The organism is Rhizobium brockwellii (assembly GCF_000769405.2).
Lineage (GTDB): Bacteria > Pseudomonadota > Alphaproteobacteria > Rhizobiales > Rhizobiaceae > Rhizobium > Rhizobium brockwellii.
Window position 1 is genome coordinate 390,783 of the sequence record NZ_CP053439.1, and the last position, 22,783, is coordinate 413,565.

General features: G+C 61.0%; 17 protein-coding genes and 1 tRNA gene. 13 read left to right on the forward strand and 5 right to left on the reverse strand.

Translation table 11 applies throughout. The annotated features are described in order from the left end of the window. Positions 1–21: 21 nt before the first annotated feature. Positions 22–1,311, reverse strand: coding sequence for an isocitrate lyase (gene aceA, locus RLCC275e_RS01960; RefSeq protein ID WP_033181623.1), 1,290 nt, complete (start codon positions 1,309–1,311; stop codon positions 22–24). Between the two features lie 190 nt (positions 1,312–1,501). Here aceA and RLCC275e_RS01965 point away from each other — a divergent pair, with 190 nt between their 5' ends. The 5 genes from RLCC275e_RS01965 to RLCC275e_RS01985 all read left to right on the forward strand — a co-directional run bounded on the left by RLCC275e_RS01965 (position 1,502) and on the right by RLCC275e_RS01985 (position 7,130). Continuing rightward, positions 1,502–2,911, forward strand: coding sequence for a helix-turn-helix domain-containing protein (locus RLCC275e_RS01965; protein WP_033181624.1), 1,410 nt, complete (start codon positions 1,502–1,504; stop codon positions 2,909–2,911). Positions 2,912–3,037: 126 nt separating this feature from the next. Continuing rightward, positions 3,038–4,135: a polyamine ABC transporter substrate-binding protein gene (locus RLCC275e_RS01970; RefSeq protein ID WP_033181625.1), complete on the forward strand. Its 1,098-nt coding sequence runs from the start codon at positions 3,038–3,040 to the stop codon at positions 4,133–4,135. Between the two features lie 114 nt (positions 4,136–4,249). Beyond that, positions 4,250–5,392, forward strand: a complete 1,143-nt coding sequence (locus RLCC275e_RS01975) for an ABC transporter ATP-binding protein (protein WP_033181626.1) — start codon at positions 4,250–4,252, stop codon at positions 5,390–5,392. Between the two features lie 4 nt (positions 5,393–5,396). Continuing rightward, positions 5,397–6,308 carry an ABC transporter permease subunit gene (locus tag RLCC275e_RS01980; RefSeq protein ID WP_033181627.1) on the forward strand — a complete coding sequence of 304 codons (912 nt, stop codon included), beginning with the start codon at positions 5,397–5,399 and terminating at the stop codon, positions 6,306–6,308. 3 nt (positions 6,309–6,311) lie between these two features. Then, on the forward strand, positions 6,312–7,130 hold the full coding sequence (locus RLCC275e_RS01985; RefSeq protein ID WP_033181628.1) for an ABC transporter permease: 819 nt from the start codon (positions 6,312–6,314) through the stop codon (positions 7,128–7,130). A 103-nt stretch (positions 7,131–7,233) separates the two neighbouring features. On the opposite strand, the gene RLCC275e_RS01990 is transcribed toward RLCC275e_RS01985, so the two are convergent. Continuing rightward, the gene (locus tag RLCC275e_RS01990; protein ID WP_033181629.1) at positions 7,234–9,126 is read right to left on the reverse strand and encodes an AsmA family protein; all 1,893 of its coding nucleotides are present in this window, start codon (positions 9,124–9,126) and stop codon (positions 7,234–7,236) included. 274 nt (positions 9,127–9,400) lie between these two features. On the opposite strand from RLCC275e_RS01990, the gene RLCC275e_RS01995 reads away from it, so the two are divergent. After that, complete coding sequence (locus RLCC275e_RS01995; protein WP_033181630.1) at positions 9,401–11,353, forward strand: acetoacetate--CoA ligase; 1,953 nt, start codon at positions 9,401–9,403, stop codon at positions 11,351–11,353. A gap of 215 nt (positions 11,354–11,568) precedes the next feature. Here the strand turns inward: RLCC275e_RS01995 and RLCC275e_RS02000 are convergent, their stop codons facing one another. Next, positions 11,569–15,459 (reverse strand): ATP-binding protein, encoded by a 3,891-nt coding sequence (locus tag RLCC275e_RS02000; protein WP_033181631.1) that lies wholly within the window; start codon positions 15,457–15,459, stop codon positions 11,569–11,571. Positions 15,460–15,673: 214 nt separating this feature from the next. Between RLCC275e_RS02000 and RLCC275e_RS02005 the strand changes: the two genes are divergently transcribed. The 4 genes from RLCC275e_RS02005 (at position 15,674) to RLCC275e_RS02020 (ending at position 17,088) form a co-directional block, all read left to right on the forward strand. Next, the gene (locus RLCC275e_RS02005; RefSeq protein ID WP_033181632.1) at positions 15,674–16,123 is read left to right on the forward strand and encodes a phasin; all 450 of its coding nucleotides are present in this window, start codon (positions 15,674–15,676) and stop codon (positions 16,121–16,123) included. A 130-nt stretch (positions 16,124–16,253) separates the two neighbouring features. Beyond that, positions 16,254–16,330 (forward strand) — tRNA-His (locus RLCC275e_RS02010). A gap of 93 nt (positions 16,331–16,423) precedes the next feature. Next, entirely contained in the window at positions 16,424–16,867 is a 444-nt protein-coding gene (locus tag RLCC275e_RS02015) for a DUF4174 domain-containing protein (protein WP_033181633.1), read from the forward strand. A gap of 53 nt (positions 16,868–16,920) precedes the next feature. Continuing rightward, positions 16,921–17,088 (forward strand): hypothetical protein, encoded by a 168-nt coding sequence (locus tag RLCC275e_RS02020; RefSeq protein ID WP_017990318.1) that lies wholly within the window; start codon positions 16,921–16,923, stop codon positions 17,086–17,088. Here the strand turns inward: RLCC275e_RS02020 and RLCC275e_RS02025 are convergent. Further along, a complete protein-coding gene (locus RLCC275e_RS02025) occupies positions 17,085–17,966 on the reverse strand; it encodes a LysR family transcriptional regulator (protein ID WP_033181634.1) in 882 nt (293 codons plus the stop codon). The two genes, RLCC275e_RS02020 and RLCC275e_RS02025, sit on opposite strands and share 4 nt — an antisense overlap. Continuing rightward, positions 17,963–18,277, reverse strand: coding sequence for a putative quinol monooxygenase (locus RLCC275e_RS02030; RefSeq protein ID WP_033181635.1), 315 nt, complete (start codon positions 18,275–18,277; stop codon positions 17,963–17,965). The genes RLCC275e_RS02025 and RLCC275e_RS02030 overlap by 4 nt, the downstream gene beginning before the upstream one ends. Before the next feature lie 193 nt (positions 18,278–18,470). On the opposite strand from RLCC275e_RS02030, the gene RLCC275e_RS02035 reads away from it, so the two are divergent. The 3 genes from RLCC275e_RS02035 to RLCC275e_RS02045 all read left to right on the forward strand — a co-directional run bounded on the left by RLCC275e_RS02035 (position 18,471) and on the right by RLCC275e_RS02045 (position 22,727). Next, positions 18,471–19,967, forward strand: coding sequence for a CoA-acylating methylmalonate-semialdehyde dehydrogenase (locus RLCC275e_RS02035; RefSeq protein ID WP_033181636.1), 1,497 nt, complete (start codon positions 18,471–18,473; stop codon positions 19,965–19,967). A gap of 342 nt (positions 19,968–20,309) precedes the next feature. After that, positions 20,310–20,792 (forward strand): iron-responsive transcriptional regulator RirA, encoded by a 483-nt coding sequence (gene rirA, locus RLCC275e_RS02040; protein ID WP_033181638.1) that lies wholly within the window; start codon positions 20,310–20,312, stop codon positions 20,790–20,792. A 339-nt stretch (positions 20,793–21,131) separates the two neighbouring features. Beyond that, positions 21,132–22,727 (forward strand): ABC transporter substrate-binding protein, encoded by a 1,596-nt coding sequence (locus RLCC275e_RS02045; protein WP_003556666.1) that lies wholly within the window; start codon positions 21,132–21,134, stop codon positions 22,725–22,727. The last annotated feature ends 56 nt before the right edge of the window (positions 22,728–22,783 follow it).

Here is a 22,783-nt window from a genome sequence, read left to right on the forward strand (position 1 = left end):
GATCTTTTCCTCCTCTTCGAGTTATTCCGCAGCCGGCTTGAACTGCGCATGTTCGGTCGAGCCGTGCATCGCCGTGGTCGACGACCGGCCGCCGGTGATGGCGAGCGAGACGGCGTCGAAATAGCCGGTGCCGACCTCGCGCTGATGTTTGGTGGCGGTATAGCCATTGACCTCGGCGGCGAATTCCGCCTGCTGCAGCTCGGAATAGGCCGACATCTGCCGCTGCCGATAGCCGCGAGCCAGTTCGTACATGCCGTAATTCAGCTGGTGGAAGCCGGCGAGCGTGATGAACTGGAACTTGTAGCCCATTGCGCCGAGTTCGCGTTGGAACCGCGCAATCGTCGCCTCGTCGAGGTTCTTCTTCCAGTTGAAGGAAGGTGAACAATTATAGGCGAGCAGCTTGCCGGGATGGACCTTGTGCACGCCTTCGGCAAAGCGCCGCGCCTGATCGAGGTCCGGCTTCGAGGTCTCGCACCAGATGAGATCGCAATGCGGCGCATAGGCGACGGCACGCGCGATGCAGGGCTCGATACCGTTTCGCACCTGATAGAAACCTTCGACCGTGCGGCCGGCATCATAGTCGACGAAGGGCTGGTCGCGCTCGTCGATATCAGACGTCAAAAGCTTTGCCGCTTCCGCGTCGGTGCGGGCGATGACCAGCGTCGCAACGCCCATGACGTCGGCGGCAAGTCGTGCGGCATCGAGATTGCGGATATGGGCGGCCGTCGGGATCAGCACCTTGCCGCCGAGATGGCCGCATTTCTTCTCCGAGGCGAGCTGGTCCTCGAAGTGAACGCCCGCAGCACCCGCCTCGATATAGGCCTTCATGATTTCGAAGGCGTTGAGCGGTCCGCCGAAGCCTGCTTCCGCATCGGCAACGATCGGCGCAAACCAGGTCTCGACGGAAAGTCCCTGAGCTTCCGCGGTCTCGATCTGATCGGCACGCTGCAGCGTGCGGTTGATGCGTTTGGCAAGTTCCGGACCGGCATTGGCCGGATAGAGCGACTGGTCGGGATACATGGCGGACGCCGTATTGGCGTCGGCCGCCACCTGCCAGCCGGAGAGATAGATCGCCTTCAGCCCGGCGCGCACCATCTGCATGGCCTGGTTGCCGGAAAGTGCGCCGAGCGCGTTGACGAAATCCTCCTGGTGCAGAAGCTGCCACAACCGGTCCGCCCCCATTTCAGCCAACGTATGGCGTAGCGCCACCGAGCCCCTGAGCCGCCGCACGTCATCGGCCGAGTAAGGTCTTTCGATGCCGTCGAAACGATCAGCTGGTGCGTTTGGAACCAGTTTGTAAAAATCCGTCATGCTGCTCTCCTCACTAAAAAGCCCGACAAAGGTGCTGCATGACAAGATTGACAATATCAGCCGTTGTGACCAGAAAAACCTTTGATTTCCTGCTCGGAAAGAGGTTAAGATGACGAGGATTGACAGAGTGGCGCTGTGAATTTGTAAAATTTTGTAAATACAGCGCTCCTTGCTTGTCAAAGGGTGTGAGATGGCGGAACGAAAGATATTCGCAGGCCCGAAAGTCAGGCGCATCCGCAATGCGCTGGCGCTGACGCAGACCGCCATGGCCGAGGCGCTGGAAATATCGCCGTCCTATCTGAACCTGATCGAGCGCAACCAGCGGCCGTTGACGGTGCAGCTGCTTCTCAAGCTTGCAAGCGTCTATAGGGTCGATCTGGAGGAATTGCGGGGGCAGACCGGCGGCAGTCTCGGCCAGCTCAAGGAGGTCTTTGCCGATCCGCTACTATTGGGCGAGCTACCAGGTGATCAGGAATTGGTGGAAGTGGCCGAGGCCGCACCCAATGCCGCAAGCGGCATGATCAAGCTCTACCGCGCCTATCGCGAGCAGGCGGCAAGGCTGTCCGATCTGACGGCGCTGATGGTCGCCGAAGGGCATGCGCCAATCGCCGCCGGCCGCTTGCCGCTGGACGAGGTGCGCGAGACGCTGGAGCGCCGGTCCGGCTATTTCGCGCGGATCGAGACGGCGGCGGAAGCCTTTGCCGTAACGCTCCCCGGCGGCCTCGATCTTGCCGCCGGACTGAAGGATTGGCTGCGCTCCGAGCGCGGCATCGCGGTGCGTGTCTTGCCCGTCCATGTCATGCCGGATCTGCGCCGCCGTTTCGATCGCCATTCGATGCGGCTTTTCATCTCGGAGCGCCTGTCGCAGGCCGACCGGGCGCACGAAATATCAGTCGAGGCCGCGACTCTGGCCCTGCTGCCGGCAATCGATGCCGAGCTCGACGATCTCTCGCTCTCCTCCGCCGAGGCGCGCCGCATTGCCCGCTTCGAGCTTGCCCGCATCGCCGCTCTGGCGCTTGCAATGCCCTATGAAGCTTTTCTGTCAGCGGCCAAGGCAACGCGCTACGATATCGATATTCTGCGTGCGCGCTTCGGCGTCTCCTTCGGCCATGCCGCCGCGCGCCTTGCCATGCTGCAGCGGCCCGGGACGGCCGCCATTCCCTTCTTCCTGATCGAGATCGATGCCGCTGGCCATCGGCTGCGCCGGGCAGGCGCCCAGGGCTTTCCGCAGGCCCGTTTCGGCGGCGGCTGCCCGAAGCTCAATATCCACGCCGCTTTCCTGCAGCCGGGCCAGATCCTCGCCGAAACGGTGGTCATGCCTGATGGCGCATCCTTCCTGACGGTCGCCCGCACCCTGGAAGGACCGAGCGTCGAATTTGGCGAAAGGATCAGGCGCACCGCGATCCTGATCGGCTGCGACGCCGCCCTTGGCGAGGGCGTGGTCTATGGGCAAGCGATGGCGCTCGATCCGGTCGCGGTCGGTCCGGCCTGTCGCCTTTGCGAGCGGCGCGGCTGCCTTTCCCGCGCCGAGCCGCCGGTGACGAGACCGCTCGGGCTCGACGAGATGGTGGCAGGCCTCAGCGCCTTCGATTTTCAATGATTGTGAAATCATTGAGGACGCAGGATTTTGCGCTTGTGGGCTGTGAAATTCCTTCTTAGTCTGCGTGGAAAACCAGAGGGAAAAGATGTCCGGGGGTGCGGAATCTTTGAACAAACAGGAGAAGTTATGAGGTCAACCATCCTATGCGTGACGGCCGCCGCCGTTACCGCACTCCTTGCTGCCGCTCCGGCCTTTGCCCAGGAGCGCGTGGTCAACGTCTACAACTGGTCGGATTATATCGACAGTTCCATTCTTGAGGATTTCACCAAGGAAACCGGCATCAAGGTCGTCTACGACACTTTCGATTCCAACGAGACGCTGGAAACCAAGCTCTTGGCCGGTGGTTCGGGGTATGACGTCGTCGTCCCCACAGTATCCTTCATGCAGCGCCAGATCGCCGCCGGCGTCTACCAGAAGCTCGACAAGTCGAAGCTGCCGAACCTGGTCAACATGTGGGATGTCATCATGAAGGGCGTGGCGTCCTTCGACCCCGGCAATGAATACAGCGTCGACTACATGTGGGGCACGACGGGCATCGGCTATAATGTCGACAAGGTCAAGGCTGCCCTCGGCACCGACGAAAAGCCCAATTGGGACGCGTTGTTCGATCCGGCGAAAGCGGCGAAACTCAAGGATTGCGGCATCTATATGCTGGATTCCCCAACCGACGTCGTGCCCTCGGCGCTCGCCTATCTCGGGCTCAATCCGAACAGCACCGATCCGGCCGATCTCAAGAAGGCGCAGGAGGTTCTCACGGCCGTCCGCCCCTTCGTCCGCAAGTTCCATTCTTCCGAATATATCAGCGCGCTGGCGAACGGCGATATCTGCATCGCGCTCGGTTTTTCCGGCGACGTCTTCCAGGCCCGTGACCGCGCCGCGGAAGCCAATGCCGGCGTCAAGGTCGATTATTCGGTCCCGTCTCAGGGCGCCCAGATCTTCTTCGACGTCTTCGGCATTCCGAAGGATGCGCCGCATGTCGCCGAAGCCCATGAATTCATCAACTACATGATGAAGCCGGAAGTGATCGCCAAGGCGTCGAACTTCGTCTTCTACGCCAACGGCAACAAGGCCTCGCAGCAGTTCCTCGACAAGGAGGTCCTCGACGATACGGCGATCTACCCGACGCCCGAGATAATGGCGAAACTCTTCACCGTTCCGCCGCTCGATCCAAAGACCCAGCGGATCGTGACGCGGCTATGGACCACCGTGGTCACCGGCCAATGATCTGATCGTGGCCCGGGCGGAAACGTCCGGGTCTTTTTTTTGACGATCGCGGTTGGGTGAAGCCGGGAACAAAAGCCGAGAACAAAAGAACATAATGTATTTTCGGGGAACAATATGAAGTCTCTAGGCAATATTCGCCGCTCTTTCGCACCTTGGACCGATCCGTCCGCCAAGCCCTTCATTTCAATCAAGAACGTCACCAAGCGTTTCGGTGATTTCACCGCCGTCGATAACCTGTCGCTCGACATCTATCACCGCGAGTTCTTCGCGCTGCTCGGCGCTTCCGGCTGCGGCAAGTCGACGCTTCTGCGTATGCTCGCCGGCTTCGAGCAGCCGACCTCGGGCGAGATCGTGCTCGACGGCACCGACATGGCCGGCACGCCGCCCTATCGGCGTCCCGTCAACATGATGTTCCAGTCCTATGCGCTTTTCCCGCACATGACGGTCGAGAAGAACATCGCCTTCGGCCTGAGACAGGACGGCATGGCGAAGGACGAAATGACCGACCGCGTTTTGCAGATGTTGAAGCTCGTCAAGCTGGAGCAATTTGCCTCCCGCAAGCCGAACCAGCTTTCCGGCGGCCAGCGCCAGCGCGTGGCGCTGGCCCGCTCGCTCGCCAAGCGCCCCAAGGTGCTGCTGCTCGACGAACCGCTCGGCGCGCTCGACAAGAAGCTGCGTGAGGAAACCCAGTTCGAGCTGATGGACCTGCAGCAGAATCTCGGCCTCACCTTCGTCGTCGTCACCCACGACCAGGAAGAGGCGATGACCATGGCCGATCGTATCGCCGTCATGAGCCACGGCAAGGTCGTGCAGGTGGCGACGCCGGCGGAGATCTACGAGGCGCCGAATTGCCGTTTCGTCGCGGATTTCATCGGCGACGTGAACATTTTCGACGGCAAGGTCGCCTCATCGGGCAACGGCACCGTCGAGATATCAGTCGACAGCGGCTTCAGCGTGCGTGTCGCCGCCTCCGAAACCCCTGCTGCAGGCAGCGCCGTCGGCTTCGCCATCCGGCCGGAGAAGATGCGTGTCGGGCGTACGGCGCCTGCCAACGCGTCCGTCAACGCCGCCAAAGGCGAACTCTGGGATATCGCCTATCTCGGCGACATGACTGTGTTCCATGTGAAATTGCAAAGCGGCAACGTCGTCAAGGCCTCGTCCCTCAATGCGCAGCGCTCCGTCGACGACCCCTTCACCTACGATCAGGAAGTCTGGGTCTCCTTCGACGAGAATGCCGGCGTCCTGCTGAAGGATTGACATCATGGGCAAGTTCACCTCCGGCCTCTACAACCGCCTCGTCATCGTCATCCCTTACGGCTGGCTTCTGCTCTTCTTCCTGGCGCCCTTCTTCATCGTCTTCCGCATTTCGCTGTCGACGACGGCGATCGCCATGCCGCCCTATGAGCCTGTCTTCTCCTTCGCCGATGGCTGGGCCGGCCTCTTAAGCAAGATCGGCGAATTCTCCTTCGACAATTACACCTACCTCACCGACGACCCGCTCTATTTCAACGCCTATGTGTCGAGCGTGGTGATCGCCGGGATCTCCACCTTCCTGACGCTGCTGATCGCCTATCCGATCGCCTACGGCATGGCGCAGGCGCCACGTGGCCTGCGGCCGACGCTGGTGATGCTCGTGATCCTGCCCTTCTGGACGAGCTTCCTGATCCGCGTCTACGCCTGGATCGCCATCCTCAAGCCGGAGGGCCTGTTCAACCAGCTGCTGCTGTCGCTGCACCTGATCGATACACCGCTGATCATCCTCAACACCAATACCGCCGTCTATATCGGCATCGTCTATTCCTATCTGCCCTTCATGGTGCTGCCGCTTTATTCGGCGCTCGAGAAGATGGACGGCACGTTGATCGAGGCTGCGCAGGATCTCGGCTGCCCGCCGATCACCGCCTTCTGGCGCGTCACCTTCCCGCTGTCGATCCCCGGCGTTGTAGCCGGCTGCATGCTGGTCTTCATTCCGGCCGTCGGCGAATTCGTCATTCCCGATCTGCTCGGCGGGTCGCAGACGCTGATGATCGGCAAGACGCTGTGGAACGAGTTCAATTCCAATCGCGACTGGCCGGTCTCCTCGGCGGTGGCGACCATCCTTTTGCTGATCCTGGTCATCCCGATCGTCTTCTTCCAGAATGTCCAGGCCAAAGCCGAAGAGCGGGGGAAATAAACCATGCTGAAATGGACCCGTTTCAACATCCTCTCCGTCACGCTCGGCTTCGCTTTCCTCTATCTGCCGATCGTGCTTCTCGTTATTTTCTCCTTCAATGAATCCAAACTCGTGACCGTCTGGGGCGGCTTCTCGACGAAATGGTATGTCTCTTTGATGAGCAATCAGGCCTTGCTCGACGCTGCGTGGGTGACGCTGCGCGTCGGACTGCTGTCGGCAACGTTTGCAACCATCCTCGGCACGATGGCGGCGCTGACATTGGTGCGCTACACGCGCTTTCGCGGACGCATGCTGTTTTCGGGCATGGTCTATGCGCCCCTCGTCATGCCGGAGGTCATCACCGGCCTGTCATTGCTGCTGCTCTTTGTGGCGATCGGTCTCGACCGCGGCTTCTGGACGATCACGCTCGCGCATACGACGTTGACCATGTGCTTCGTCGCCGTCGTCGTGCAGTCGCGCCTGCTGAGTTTCGATCATTCGATCGAGGAAGCGGCTCAGGATCTCGGCGCGCCGCCGGTGCGGACTTTCTTCGAGATCACCCTGCCGATCATCGCGCCCGCCGTCGCCTCCGGCTGGATCCTGGCCTTCACCCTGTCGCTCGACGATCTGGTGATTGCAAGCTTCACGTCGGGGCCTGGCGCCACCACGCTGCCGATGAGGATCTACAGCCAGGTCCGCCTCGGCGTAACGCCCGAGATCAATGCGGTGTGCACGATCCTGATCGGCATCGTCGCCCTCGGCGTCATCTGCACCTCGATCATCACCAAGCGCCGCGAAACGCAGCGCCAGAGAGACGAGCGCGCGGCCGCCGCCGGCGCGTGAGCTAAAGCAATTGCAGCAAAAGTGCGCAGCGGTTTTGCGTCCGGAATTGCGCGAAAACAAAGAGATAGAGCACGTCTGCGATTCGAAGAAGAACCGAAATGTTCTATTGTGCGTGGGGCGTATTGCCGAAAAGTGGAACCGGCGAGATCACCGGGTTCGGCCATGAACCGCCGATGAAGAACGGCAGAAGCGGCAGCTCCGCCGCCTTGGCCGGATCGGTTGCATCCAGTGATCCGGAAAGCGCCAGCCCGTTCGAATGATAGGTGATGATGCCGGAAAGCGTCAGTGTCTGTGTGGGTCCGGCGATGTGGGCGTCATGGATCTCGGCGGAGCCGTTGGCGAAATCGGCCTGTAGGTTCAACTGGTTGAAGGCGAAGGCGCCGCCTGCTGCGGCGCTCAGCGGAAAGAACGGTTTTTCGGCCGCCTGCGTCCGAAGTGCTGCGGCATCGATGCCGGGAATCGTGCCTTCCCCGGTCCAGAAGTGCAGCTTGCCGGTAACGTCGGCAAGGCCGGTCGTCCAGATCGCCTTCGGCGACTGCAGGTCGAGATCGAGCGATCCTGTCGCGAGCGGCAGCGGACCCTTCAGCTGCAAGCGCTCGGCAAGGGCTGCGAAGTCGGCATTGCGGATCGAAAGCTGAAGCTTGCCGCCGCCGTCGAAGTCGCGCTGCGTCGCTTCCAGATGCGCGGTCATTTCACCGCCTTCGAACTGGCTGTCGCCAATATCGAATTTCGCCTCGCCGCCGGCAACGATCACACTGGCGCCGACATCGGAAAGCTCGAAGAGACCCATCTGCGCGCGCCGCGCCGAAAGCCTGACGTCGATATCGAGCACCCGCAACGGTCCGCTGATGCCCGCGGAAATTTCCTCCGCCTCGCCGGCTGCGAGCCTGAGCGCGAAGGCGTCGAGGAAGGGCTTGAGGTTCATCTGGTCGAAGGCGAGCGTGCCGCCGATTTTCGGTCGTTTGCCGGGTTGGGTGAAAAGGTCCATCACCCCGGTGGCGCTCGCTTCGTTCAGCGAGAGGCTGAGATTGTTGAAACGCAGCCCGTTGCCCGACGACATAATGTCGGATTCCAGCGAGGCGCTCTTCAGCGTTGCGATACCGGGGATCGATTTGCCCGACCATATCAGCAGCGCCGGCACGTCGGGAATGCTGGCGGTGATATTGCCGGAAAGGGCCGAAAGGTTGGCGATGCTGGCGATGCCCTGGAAGTGCGCGGTCAACAGGTTTGATGTGAGCGACGTCCGTGTCTCGGCATTCCTGCCGGCAAAGGCGAGTAGCGGCTGGCGCGAGGCGAAATCGACTTTCAGGTCCTCGCCGTTGATACGGGCGATGACGACCGCCGAGATCGCGCCGGATAGTCTCGGCCAGGCAATATCGGCGGTGACGCTGTCGAAATGATAGGTCTTGGCGGTCTTGGTGTCGGTGACCACAAGCATGCCGTCCTCAACGGTCACCGCGCCGATCTCGGCGTCGAGATCGGGATCGAGCACCTCAGCTCCATTTTCGGAGCGTACGCCGCTGATCGCGCGTGCGAGCAGGCCGGCATAATTCCAGTCGATCAGCCCTTTTTCGTCGCGCGTCAGCGCTAGGTTGGGGCGCACCAGGTGGAATTCGTGGAAACTTGTCCGGCCTCTCAACGCGTCGATGAGGCTGAAATCGGCCGACAGGCTTTCAATGCTGCCGAGCAGCTTGTCGCCGCTTTCGCGCGGTTGACGGATGGTGATCTGGTTCAGCGTGATGCGTGGTGTCGGCCAGAATTCGAGAACCGGACTGCCCTTGATCTCGGCATGGTAGCCCGTCCATTTCGACAGCGCGTCCTCGATGCCGGAGCGCACGAAGCCGGTCGAGATGAGATAGGGTGCGGCGACCCTGAGCGCCACGAAAAGCGCAAGCGCGATCAGCAGGAATACCGTCGACAGGCGGGCGAAGGCCGGAAGCCAGCGCGAAACGGGTCCGATCTTCCTGCGCCACCTGCGATGTCTTGACGTGTTCATGATCTCCGCCGGCAAATTAAGCCGGTCATCCCGTTATGCGCTGATTTCGCCGGATATAGGAAATATCAGGCATATGCAAATCCCTACAGCGTCGCGCGTCTTTTCAGGCGCGCAAAGGACGCTGTAGCACTTTCAATTAAATAGTTGGAGCATGATGTCGTCCGAAAATCGCTCACACTTTTCGGCATCATACTATAGGCGTCGGATCGCGTCGGTTCCACGCTTTATAATGCAATGCAGCATGATATAAGGACGGCATTGGGAGGAGGATTGAATGCAGGATAACAGACCACTTTGGGTACCCTCGCAGGACGCCGTTGCCAAAAGCCCGATCCATGCCTTCATGGAACGCTGCAATGCCGATTTCGGGCTTTCTCTTTCCGGCTTTGAGGATCTGCATGCATGGTCGGTGGCCGAGCGGGAGAATTTCTGGTCGACCGTCTGGGATTTCTGCGGCGTCAAGGGAGAGCGCGGCGCCGAGGTGCTTGCCAATGGCGACCGCATGCTGGACGCCCGCTTCTTTCCTGATGCGACACTGAACTTCGCCGAAAATCTGCTGTCGGGCCGCGGTGACGGCGATGCGATCATCTTCCGCGGTGAGGACAAGGCCGAGGACCGCTGGTCGTGGGACCGGCTGCACGTGCTGGTCTCGAAGCTGCAGCAGGCCTTCGCAGCACACGGCATCGGCAAGGGCGACCGCATCGCCGCTATGATGCCGAACATGCCGGAGACCGTCGCCGCCATGCTCGCCGCCGCCTCGGTCGGCGCCATCTGGTCGTCCTGTTCGCCTGATTTCGGCGAGCAGGGTGTGCTCGACCGCTTCGGCCAGATTGAGCCAAGGCTCTTCATCGCCTGCGATGCCTATTGGTATTCCGGCAAGCTGCAGGATGTCGGCGCCAAGGTCGCCACGGTCGCAAAGAGCTTGGGTGTCCCCACGGTCATCGTCCATTACGCCGGCGATGCCGAGGCCGTGGCACGCCAGACGCCGGGGGGGTTAACGCTCGAGGCCTTTGTCGCGCCCTACGAGGCAAAGGAGGTCGAGTTCACGCAGCTTGGCTTCGCGCATCCGCTCTACATCCTCTTTTCGTCAGGCACCACGGGCGTGCCGAAATGCATCGTGCATTCAGCCGGCGGCACGCTGCTGCAGCATCTGAAGGAGCAGCGGCTGCATTGCGGCCTGCAGGCGGGCGAGAAGCTGTTTTACTTCACCACCTGCGGCTGGATGATGTGGAACTGGCTGGTCAGCGGTCTCGCCAGCGGCGCGACGCTCTGCCTCTTCGATGGCTCGCCCTTCGCCCCCGATGGCAACGTGCTGTTCGACTATGCCGAGGCCGAAAAATTTGCCATCTTCGGTACCTCGGCGAAATATATCGATGCGGTGCGCAAAGGCGGCCTGACGCCGCGCGTCAGCCACGATCTCTCCAGCCTGCGGCTGATGACCTCCACCGGCTCGCCGCTGTCGCCGGAAGGGTTCACCTTCGTCTACGAGGGCATCAAGAAGGATGTACAGCTGGCTTCGATCTCAGGTGGTACCGATATCGTTTCCTGCTTCGTGCTCGGTAATCCGCTGCAGCCGGTCTGGCGCGGCGAGATCCAGGGGGCCGGCCTCGGCCTTGCCGTCGACGTCTGGAACGACGACGGCAAACCGGTGCGCGGGGAGAAGGGCGAACTCGTCTGCACCAAGGCCTTCCCCTCGATGCCGGTGATGTTCTGGAACGACCCCGATGGCGCCAAATATCGCGCCGCCTATTTCGACCGGTTCGATAATGTCTGGTGCCACGGCGATTTCGCCGAATGGACGGAGCATGGCGGCCTTGTCATCCACGGCCGTTCGGATGCGACGCTCAATCCTGGCGGTGTGCGCATCGGCACGGCCGAGATCTACAATCAGGTGGAGCAGATGGAGGAGGTGGCCGAGGCGCTGTGCATAGGCCAGGACTGGGACGACGACGTGCGCGTCATTCTTTTTGTCCGCCTAGCCCCCGCTGTGACGTTGACCGAGGATCTCGTCAAGGCGATCAAGACCCGCATCCGCACCGGCGCCTCGCCCCGGCACGTACCGGCGAAGATCATCGCGGTTGCCGATATTCCCCGCACCAAGTCCGGCAAGATCGTCGAGCTTGCGGTACGCGAGGTCGTTCACGGCCGGCCGGTGAAGAACCAGGAAGCGCTTGCCAATCCAGAGGCGCTGGGGCTCTTCGCCGGGCTAAGCGAGCTGAAGGATTGACGGCGATCGTACATTACAAGCTTTCACCCTTTATCAATCTCCTGTCATGGAAACCTTTCGTTAAGAAAGGTTTGTCAAAGGTGAAGCTAACTTGGGGGCCGCACATGAACGATGCGGCCTGGGGCCTTCCGGCCTCCGAAACATGACGTTGATCGACTGAGCTCTTGTTGAACAGCACTAAATTCAAAGGCAGCCTCTTGGCTGCCTTTTCTTTATCAGCCGGCCAGCACGCGCTGTGACGGGAAGGTGATCTCGACGAGCGTGCCCTCGTTCGGCGCCGAATTGATCGTGAAGGTCGCCCGGTTGGCATCGACCATCGCCTTGGTCAACGGCAGGCCGAGCCCGGTGCCGTCGCCGCGATGACGCGATTGGGTCGAGGAGACTTGCCGGAACGGCTTCATCGCCTGGTCGAGTTCGCTGCGCGTCATGCCGATGCCGGTATCGCGGACCCTGAGGACAACGCTGCCATTCGCCTCATAGGACGTCGAAACGACGATCTGCCCGCCTGACGGGGTGAAGCGGATGGCGTTCGACAGGATGTTGAGCGCGATCTGCTTGATCGAGCGCAGATCCGCTACGACCTCAGGTACTGCCTGCGACAGCGCCGTGCGGATGATGACGCGCTGGCCGTTCGCCTGCGGCTGTACCAGAGCCACGGCTTCGGAGACCGCTTCGTTGAGGCCGACGGCGGCAAAATCGAGATCCATCTCGCCCGCCTCGATCTTCGAGATGTCGAGCAGGTCGTTGACGATATCGAGGACGTGCCGGCCGGAGCGGCCGATGTCGTTGGCATATTCGATATAACGGGGATGGCCGATCGGCCCGAAGCGCTCGCCGGCCATCATGTCGGAAAAGCCGATGATGGCGTTGAGCGGCGTGCGGATCTCATGGCTCACGCGGGCGAGGAAATCGGTCTTGTGGGCGTTGGCGGTTTCGGCCGCACCCTTGGCGTTGCGCAGCTCGTCCTCGGTGCGCTTCCACTGGGTGATATCGCGGATGACGGCGCAATAGCCGTTGGAGGAGGTGAGCTGGCCCATCGTCATGAACAGCGGCACGAAGCCGCCGGCGGCCTCGCGGCCGATCACTTCGCGTCCGTCGTTCAACACGCTTGCTACGCCATGGCCGGCGAGGCCGTTCAGATAGTCGATCACCGCCTTCTGGCTCTCATGGGCAAACAGCATGACGAAGGGTTTGCCACGCGTCTCCTGCTCGTCGTAATTGAAAAGCGCGCTGGCCGACCGGTTCATCGAGCGGATGTCGCCCTCGGTGCCGATGACGACGACGCCGTCGGTCGCCGTTTCCAGGATCGAGCGCAATTCTTCCACTTCGACCTGGAGTTTAGCGACCTTCTCGACCATCCGCTCGGGGCGGTCTTCGGACCGACCGTCGAAACGGTTTGCGTCGCCGCGGCCATCGTCCTTGCCTTCCACCGGCATCAGCGCCAGCATCAGGGCATTGGCGTCTTCCCAGCGCACCGATTGCAGCCGCGCGGTCACCGGCGCCAGCGTATCATCGGCCTTGACGAGCATCATGGTGCCGGAGCCCGCGGCCTTCTCCTCGAGTTCGCGGCGCTGCAGCAGGCCTTCGATGCCGCCTACCTCGCGCAATGCGTCGAGCGTGCCGTAGCCCGTCAACCGCATGAATTCCGGATTGGCGTGGATCAGCGCATCGCCGATATGGATGAGCACGGCAACAGGCAGTTGGTCGACCGTTCCCACCGAAAGCCCGTCCGTCATCTTGATGCGCGGCGGGATGAAGCTGGTGAGAACCTCGATCTGGCTGGTCGTCTCCTCCAGCCCTTCCGTTGCCTCGTCCTCGGCGATGACAGCCGGTTCTTCGGCGGCGCCGTCGTCTTCGCGCTCCGCCTCGACGGCATTCTCGAAGATCGCTTCCTGCGGCGCGATCTCCTCGATCGATGGTATCTCCGCCTGGTCGGCGGTGGGTGTTTCGGCCTCGAACGCTTCGGGTCCGGAGGCCTCTTCGAAGCTGGAGGTTTCGGTGGCAGCGGGTTCCATCGGCGCAGGGACGGCAGGCTCGTCCTTGTTGGCGCCGAAGGCTTCGAGGCGCTTGGCGATCTCGCGGAAATTGGCCTGTTCGGCGGCCGTCAGTCCGGCACCGGTGTTGTGGAGCTGAACGATCTTGTCGGAGAGCCGGCGGTTGGGCGTTTCCGAAATCCGAAGCGCCGGCGGCTCTTGCGGAAGTTCCGCTATCGGCTCGGCGGTGGAAACGTCGCCGGCATCGGCGCTGCCTTCCGCTTTTTCGGCAGCACTTTCCCAGGCAGGAGTCTCGACGGTCGTTTGCTCGGTGGCGATCTCTTCCGGCGCTGGCTCTTCCGGCACTGGTTCCGTCTGCGGTTCGCTTGCCGTAGGCGGCTGATCCTCGACCTCCTGCGTCGGGGCGGGATCGGTCAGGGGCTCTTCAAGCACTGTCTCCGCTTCGTGTGCCACCTCGGCAATGGTCTCGGCGGGCGGGCCGAGGCTCGCTGCATCGTGGCCGATACCATCAGGGCCGAGCGTCAGGCCGAGCGCCAGCGGATCTTCCTGCGCATCGGAAAGCCGGACGACGCCGAAGCCGCGGAAACCATCGAAGTCGCGGTTGCGGGTATAGGTCGGCAGCGCCGCCAGATCGACCGGAACGACGAGGCTGGTGCCTTCGACTGGCCAGAGGATCGTCTTGCCCGACCATGTGTCGCGGCGGGCCAGCGCCTCAGAAAGCTTGCCGTCAGGATCGAGATTGAAGAGGGCGGCGACATCGCCGAAGGCAGAGCCGATGATGTCGGACGCATGCGGACCGACGGCCGCGGCAAATTCGTGGCTGACCTCGTTGAACCGGCCTTCGGCGTCGATCTTCCAGACGAAGCGCGTGGCGCGGCTATTCGGTCTGAAGACAAAGCCGGGCTCAGCCTCAAGCTGAGGGGCAGGGGGCACGTCGGGGACCACAGGCGTTGCGATAGCGGCCTCTTCGTGGACTGCTTCCGGCGCGTCTTCGATAGGCGTTTCGCTGGCTTCAACAGGCGGTTCCGCCGTCGTCGCCGTTTCCACCGTCTCCACAATAGAGGTCACATCGTCCTCGATGACGGCGGCGGGGTCATCCGCGCTGCTATCGATCACGCCGTCGTCGCTCTCCGGCACCGCGTCCTCGGCAGGATCCATCCCGTCAATCGCCTTATCTGCGGATGCCACAGCCGTTTCAGCCGGTTGCTCGTTTTCGCCGGCGATCTCCTCAAGCGTCTCCTCGACCTCTTCGATCCCCGAGACCGCGTCGATGATTTCGGTGAAGCCTGTAGCGGCGACGGGTTCGTCCTGAAGCACTTCGGCAGACGGTGCGCTTTCTTCCTGTGCGGGCGCATCGACCGAGTCGAGCGCTGGCGCATCGACTGGATCGAGCGCGGGCGCATCGACCGGGGCAAGCGCGGGCGTGTCGACCGGGTCGAGATGACCGACCGCGGTCTCGACAGCAAAGAGCAGATTGAGCGCCGGATCGTCGCTGAGCTTGCCGACCGCGGCCGGAAGATTGCCTCTGCCGGTGGCGACAGGTCGCTTCACCAGCCGGTCGGGATGCGCGCCGGCAAGGTTGATCAAGGTCTTTGCCGTCTGCTCGGAGATCCCGAGTGAGGCAAAGCCCGGCGAAGCCGCGATGACCTCGCCATTTGCGCCGATCACCGCCATATGCGTGTCGGGATCATCGAGCCCCTGCAGCATCTGTGCCGCCGATGCGCCGGCCGCGAGTGGTTTTACCGAGACCGGCACAGAAAAAAGGATGGCCTTTTCGCCTTGGGAAAGCCGGATCAGTTCGGCAGCCGCCTGTACCTGCGCACGCTGAAAGCCCTTGGCAACGCGGATCATCAGGCTGCGGCTGTCGCCGATATCGGTGAGCTGGCGCGCCGCGGTTTGCAGCTGGCGGAAGGTGATGTCGGTGCGGTCGACCCCCTGATCGAGCAGGTCATAGACTGCCGAATGGCCGAAAAGCTCGGCACCTGCACCGTTCGCCCAGAGCAGACGGGCGAGATCGGCCGAAAACAGCACCATGGCCTCGCCGCGTGAAAAGCGTTCCCGCACCCGTGCATGCACGGCGATATCGATGAACGGATATTGGACTGCGGGCATGTTCGAACCTTGTCGCTGTCGGCCTTCTTAAATTAACGGCTTATTAATAACTGCGGGGCGCATGCCGGTCCAGAAGAGCAGGGGGTTTTCGGCCGGAAAGGTTAACGTCTTGTGCGATGCACAATAATTGTTGCAATGCACAATGAAATGTCTTATATAAGCATCATCCAACTAATCGCAGGCAGCGGCTGCCTCAACGCAAAGGATGCGACCCATGGCTACCATAAAGACCGACGACGCTTTTTCAATCGCTTCTTTCGATCCGTCCAAGTTCACGGAATCTTTCCGTGAATTCGCCGAAAAGGGTGCTCTGCAGTCGAAAGACGCTTACGCAAAGCTGAAGACCGCTGGCGAGGAAGCCGGCAAGACGCTCGAAGCCACCGTCCAGACGGCTCAGGCCGGCAGCGTCGAGATCGGCCTGAAGGCGATCGATATCCTGCGCGTCAATTCCGAGAACTCGCTGTCGCACTTCGAAGCGCTGCTCGGCGTCAAGTCGCCGGCCGAATTCTTCGAGCTGCAGACCTCGTTCATCCGCAAGCAGGCCGAGCTCACCGTCGAGCAGGCGAAGTCGATCCAGGAAACCACCAAGCAGGTGGCCGAGAAGCTCGCAAAGCCCTCTAAGGACGCCGCCGAAAAGGCCATGGCTTCCTTCAAGGTTGCCTGATCGGTCTTTACCGATCGGAGATAAAAGGCTGGACCTCGCGTCCAGCCTTTTTGTATATTGACGAGGAATGGGGCTTGAATTCCTCGCCAAGTCCTCGTATGTGACCCCCGTCGCGCCAAGCGCGATTTATGCGGTTGTAGCTCAGTTGGTTAGAGCGCAGGTTTGTGGCACCTGAGGTCGGAGGTTCGAGACCCCCCAACCGTACCATCTCCCCACGATCAGAATGAAAACCCGGCTCCCATCATTTCGATGGAACCCATGCCGCACCGGGTCGTTCTCCATGTTAACGGGAGAATATGCATGTCGAAAACCCTGCTCTACGGTGCGACGAAGATCGACGAGACCAACGGCGCTTATGCGCCGGCCGAAAGCCTCGCCCAGTTTCAGTGGAAGAACCGCGTCTTCGTTGTTTTCGCCGACGGGGATAATTCCCGCGCCGCCCGGCAGGAAAATCAGTTGCTCGCCAACCGCTCGGCCCTCGATGATCGTGACCTGGTGGTGCTGAAGATTTCCGGCACCGGCGTCCGACCGCTCTTCGGTGCGGCTGACGGCCTCGACGGCGAAGCGATCCGCCGCGATCTCCAGGCGCCGGAGGTCGGCGAATTCGCCGCTTTCCTTCTCGGCAAGGACGGCACCGTCAAGCTCAAGATCAGCGAGCCGATTACCGATGGCGAGCTCTTCGCCATCATCGACAGCATGCCGATGCGCGCTGCCGAATCGCTGAAGCCGGACAAGTCGTCCTGATATCGCGCAGAACCATCACGAAGCAGAACCAAGATGATGAAAGGGAGGCGGTCATGTCCGTGCCCAACGAACCCATTCCCGATCAGCCGCCGATGCCCGGGCCCGGCTGGAAGCCGGTGCCGCCGATCAAGGAACCGGAGCCGGACCGGCTGCCCGACGAGGCGCCCGTTCCAAATCCCGACGAGAACGACGAACCGGCAAAACACACTTTCGAGACTTAAAGAAAGATGTGCCGCTCGGCGCTGACGAGTTCCTGCACGAAATCGGCGACGGTCCTGACGCGCATGAGGTCGCGCGCCGTTTCGTGATAAGTCGTCCAGTAGGCGCGCCGGATCGAAACCTCCGGCAGAATGCGCTGGAGTTCCGGATATTGCCTGGCGATATAATCGTGCAGGATGCCGATGCCGGCACCTGTTCGTACCGCCTCGGTCTGTCCGATCGCCGTTGAAATCTCGAAGCCTGCATCCCAGCTCCGCATGACTGCGCCGGAAAAATTCAGTGACGCGGTGAAGATCAGGTCTTCGACATAGCCGATGCGGCGATGCGCCTTGAGCGCGTCGACATCGACGGGCGCTCCTTGTGACGCCAGATAATCCCGCGAGGCATAAAGGCCGAGCGTGTAATCCGTCAGCTTGGAGGAGACGAGCCGGCCTTGTTCGGGCCGCTCCAGTGTGATGGCGATATCCGCCTCGCGCAGCGAGAGTGAGAAAGAGCGCGGCACCGGTACGAGCTGAATCTTCAGCTCTGGATGACGCTCGATCAATCTGCCCATGCGCGGCGCAAGAAAGGAAACGCCGAACCCATCAGGCGCCCCGACGCGCACGGTCCCGGCGATTGCCGTATCGGTGTGGCCGAGGCTGGCCTGTGCTGCGAGCATTTCCGTTTCCATCCGCTCTGCGGATGCCAGGAACACTTCGCCTTCGGCCGTCAGCTCGCAGCCATTCGTGCGGCGGATGAAAAGCCGCGTCTTCAGCGCCTCTTCCAGCGAAGTCAGTCGACGCGAGAGCGTGGCGTGATTGAGCCCCAGCCGCTTCGAGGCGGCAAGGATCTGCCCGGTGCGGGCGACGGCGAGGAAAATACGAACATCGTCCCAGTTCATGGCTTGGCACGCATTGCGATCGGATCGACCTCGATAAGCGTCAGCGATGTGACCATGCGCGCCGTCTGGTTCTTGTATTTAATGAAATGCGGTGTTCGCAGATGGGCCTCGTATGCTTCCTGGTCGGCGTAGACTTCAAGGATACGGATCCGGTTTGGGTGGTTCCTAATGGAAACGGCGCTCAGGGAAAGGACGCCGTCTTCTAGCGCGACGGATGCTTCGATCTCTTCCGTGAGCAAGGTGCGATAGGTTTCAAGCGTGTCCGGATCGATCTCCAGCTCCGCCATTCTGACGACGGGTTTCCGGCTCATCGGTTTGACCTCCCCCCAGGGTTTGACTTGTCGGCGTTTGACTTGTTGGCGTGCGGTGTCAAGTTTGAAGCAGCCGCACCGACCAATGCAACGACAGGGCTATCATTTACGCACAACGGTTGCTTATATCAGCGCATTGATTTGTGCAAATTGAAGTGCGATTGTCGGCCATCGAAAAACAGGAGGAATACCCATGCGTGAGATCGGTCATTTCATCGGCGGCAAACATGTTGCCGGCACCAGCGGCCGCGTGAGCAATGTCTACAATCCGGCGACGGGTGAAGTGCAGGCGACGGTCGCACTCGCAAGCGTCGAGGAACTGCGCGCCGCCGTCGAAAACGCCAAGGCTGCGCAGCCGAAATGGGCTGCCACCAATCCGCAGCGCCGCGCCCGCGTCTTCTTCAAGTTCGTCGAACTCTTGAACAAGCACATGGACGAGCTTGCCGAAATCCTCTCCAAGGAGCACGGCAAGACGATCGAGGATGCCAAGGGCGACGTCATTCGCGGCCTCGAAGTCTGCGAATTCGTCTGCGGCATTCCCCATCTCGCCAAGGGCGAGTTCACCGAAGGCGCCGGGCCTGCGATCGACATGTATTCGATCCGCCAGCCGGTCGGCATCGGCGCCGGCATTACCCCCTTCAATTTTCCGGGCATGATCCCGATGTGGATGTTTGCGCCGGCGATCGCCTGCGGCAACGCCTTTATCCTCAAGCCCTCCGAGCGTGATCCCTCTCTCCCGATCCGCCTTGCCGAACTGATGATCGAGGCCGGTCTGCCCGCCGGCATCCTCAACGTCGTCAATGGCGATAAGGGTGCCGTCGACGCGATCCTGACCGATCCCGATATCGGCGCCGTCTCCTTCGTCGGCTCGACGCCGATCGCCCGCTACGTCTATGGCACCGCGGCGATGAACGGCAAGCGCGCCCAGTGCTTCGGCGGCGCCAAGAACCACATGATCATCATGCCGGATGCAGACCTGGATCAGGCCGTCAACGCGCTGATGGGTGCAGGCTACGGTTCGGCCGGCGAGCGCTGCATGGCAATCTCGGTTGCCGTTCCGGTCGGCGAAGAGACCGCCAACCGCCTCGTTGAGAAGCTGGCGCCGAAGATCGAATCGCTGCGCATTGGCCCCTATACCGACGACAAGGCCGACATGGGCCCACTCGTCACCAAGGAAGCCTATACCCGTGTTCGCGGGCTGATCGACCGCGGCATCGAGGAAGGTGCGAAGCTCGTTGTCGACGGGCGCGATTTCAAGCTCCAGGGTTATGAAGACGGCTATTTCGTCGGCGGTTGCCTGTTCGATAACGTCACGCCTGAGATGGATATCTACAAGACCGAGATCTTCGGACCTGTTCTCTCGGTCGTCCGTGCCCAGAACTACGAAGAGGCGCTGTCGCTGCCGATGAAGCACGAATATGGCAACGGCGTCGCCATCTTCACGCGTGACGGCGATGCCGCCCGCGATTTCGCCTCGCGCATCAATATCGGCATGATCGGCATCAACGTCCCGATCCCGGTTCCGCTCGCCTACCACTCCTTCGGCGGCTGGAAGGCTTCGAGCTTCGGCGACCTCAACCAGCACGGCACGGATTCGATCAAGTTCTGGACGAAGACCAAGACCGTCACCGCCCGCTGGCCCTCGGGCATCAAGAGCGGCGCCGAATTCGTCATGCCGACGATGAAGTGATCGTCACGACATTCCAATCTGAATTGTGTATTCGGGGGCCTTTTGGCTCCCGAATTTTTCCTCGTCATGTTGATTGCCGGCAATGTCGGTCGGCGTCGAGGATGTCCTGAGGCAAGGGCGCGGTCTGCTCGCCATCTCCTATTTCCCCAGCGCCGAGGTCAAACTGATGCGCAAGGCACGCCCGAGTGCAAGCAGGCAATCCTCGATGACGTCGGGATCCTGGAGCAGGATTGACGTCGCGGCAAAAGGCCTCATAAGCTGAATGCGAATTTCATATTTTGGAATTGTTCAAAACTAGCAAACCGCCTATATAGGTCTGAACAGACGAGTCAGGAGAATGGCATGCGGTTGACGAAGCAGACGAACTATGCGGTTCGCATGTTGATGTATTGTGCTGCCAACGACGGGCACCTGAGCCGGATTCCGGAAATCGCCAGGGCCTATGGCGTTTCCGAGCTTTTTCTTTTCAAGATCCTTCAGCCGCTCAACAAGGCGGGTCTGGTCGAAACGGTGCGCGGTCGCAATGGTGGCGTGCGGTTGGGCAAGCCGGCCGCCGACATTAGTCTTTTCGACGTCGTTCGGGTGACGGAAGACAGCTTCGCCATGGCCGAATGCTTCGAGGATGACGGTGAGGTCGAATGCCCGCTGGTCGATAGCTGCGGTTTGAATTCGGCTCTGCGCAAGGCGCTCAACGCCTTCTTCGCGGTGCTGTCGGAATATTCCATCGAGGACCTCGTCAAGGCGCGTCCACAGATCAATTTCCTTCTCGGAATCACCGGCGAGCCGGCATATCGCAAACCCGCGATCGTTGCCCCCGCCGCCTGAATTAAAGATCAGAATTTGCTTCTGAACCGCGGTTGCCCTGGCAGCCGCGGTTTTTGTTTTTTGCAGCGTCTGGTTGGTCTCCGGCATACGGGGAAATGCCGTCGGCATGTCGCGATGGGCGCTCTTTTATACCAAATGCGACAAAATTTCGGTCATTTTTGTGCGAAAATTTCCGAATGAGGCTGATTTTTGACGGAAAATTTCTAAAATTGTCTAGGTGGAAAAATTTTCTGCGTAGCCCGTTGCTTTCAGTAAATAAATATCGTTCCATCGAGCGTCGACCGAGATGCCAATCTATGGTCTCCAAACATCAAAAAAGAACAACCGGGAAACAATATTATGAAAAAGATCTCTGTCCTGCTGGCAGCGACGGCCCTGATTTCCGTCATGGCGACGTCGGCCTGGTCCAAGACCCTTGTTTATTGCTCCGAGGGCTCGCCGGAAGGCTTCGACCCGAGCCTCTATACGGCAGGCACGACCTTCGACGCGTCGTCGCGCACAGTCTATAGCCGCCTCGTCGAATTCAAGCATGGCGGAACCGAGATCGAGCCGGGCCTGGCTGACAGCTGGAGCGTTTCAGCCGACGGCACGGAATACACCTTCAAGCTTCATCCTGGCGTCAAGTACCAGACCACCGACTTCTTCACGCCGACGCGCGATTTCAACGCCGACGACGTTGTGTTCTCCTTCGAGCGCCAGCTGAAATCCGACAATCCGTGGAACAAATATGTCGAGGGCGGTTCTTACGAATACGCTGCCGGCATGGGCTTTCCCGAGCTGATCAAGTCGGTCGAGAAGGTCGATGACCTCACGGTCAAGTTCACGCTCAACCATCCCGAAGCGCCGTTCCTCGCCGACCTTGCCATGGACTTCGCGTCGATCGTCTCGAAGGAATATGCCGACAAGCTCGCCGCCGACGGCAAGATGGCGCAGCTCAACCAGCAGCCGCTCGGCACTGGCCCGTTCACCTTCGTCGCCTACCAGCCGGATGCCGTCATCCGCTACAAGGCGAACGAAACCTATTTCAAGGGCAAGGAAAAGATCGACGATCTGGTTTTCGCCATCACCTCTGACGCTGCCGTGCGCGCCCAGAAGCTGAAGGCCGGCGAATGCCAGCTGATCCCCTATCCGAATGCCGCCGATGTGCCGGAACTGAAGAAGGATGAAAATCTGACCGTTCTGGAACAGGCCGGCCTCAATGTCGGCTTCCTCGCCTACAACACCCAGATGGCCCCGTTCGACAAGCCGGAAGTTCGCCGCGCCCTGAACATGGCGATCAACAAGCAGGCGATCATCGACGCCGTCTTCCAGGGTGCCGCGGCCGTTGCCAAGAACCCGATCCCGCCGACGATGTGGTCCTATAACGACGCCGTTCAGGACGACAAGTATGATCCGGACGCTGCCAAGAAGGCTCTTGCCGATGCTGGCGTCAAGGATCTCAGCATGAAGATCTGGGCAATGCCGGTGTCGCGTCCCTACATGCTGAACGCGCGCCGCGCCGCCGAACTGATGCAGGCGGATTTCGCCAAGATCGGTGTCAAGGTCGAAATCGTCACCCATGAATGGGCCGAATATCTGAAGCTCTCCTCCGACGTGAAGCGCGACGGCGCCGTCATCCTCGGCTGGACCGGCGACAACGGCGACCCGGACAACTTCATGGATACGCTGCTTGGCTGCGATGCCGTCGGCGGCAACAACCGTGCTCAGTGGTGCAACAAGGAATATGACGACCTGATGACCAAGGCCAAGCTGACGGCCGATGTCGGCGAGCGCACCAAGGCCTATGAGCAGGCGCAGCTGATCTTCAAGAAGGAAGCTCCCTGGGCAACCATCGACCATTCACTCGTCTTCGTTCCGATGAGCAAGAAGGTCTCGGGCTTCCAGATGGACCCGCTCGGCATTCACCGTTTCGACGGCGTCGACGTATCCGAATAACAAGAATAATGTAAGAATGCCCGGCAGAGCTGGGCGCAGCCGGCGGTCAGGGTCTC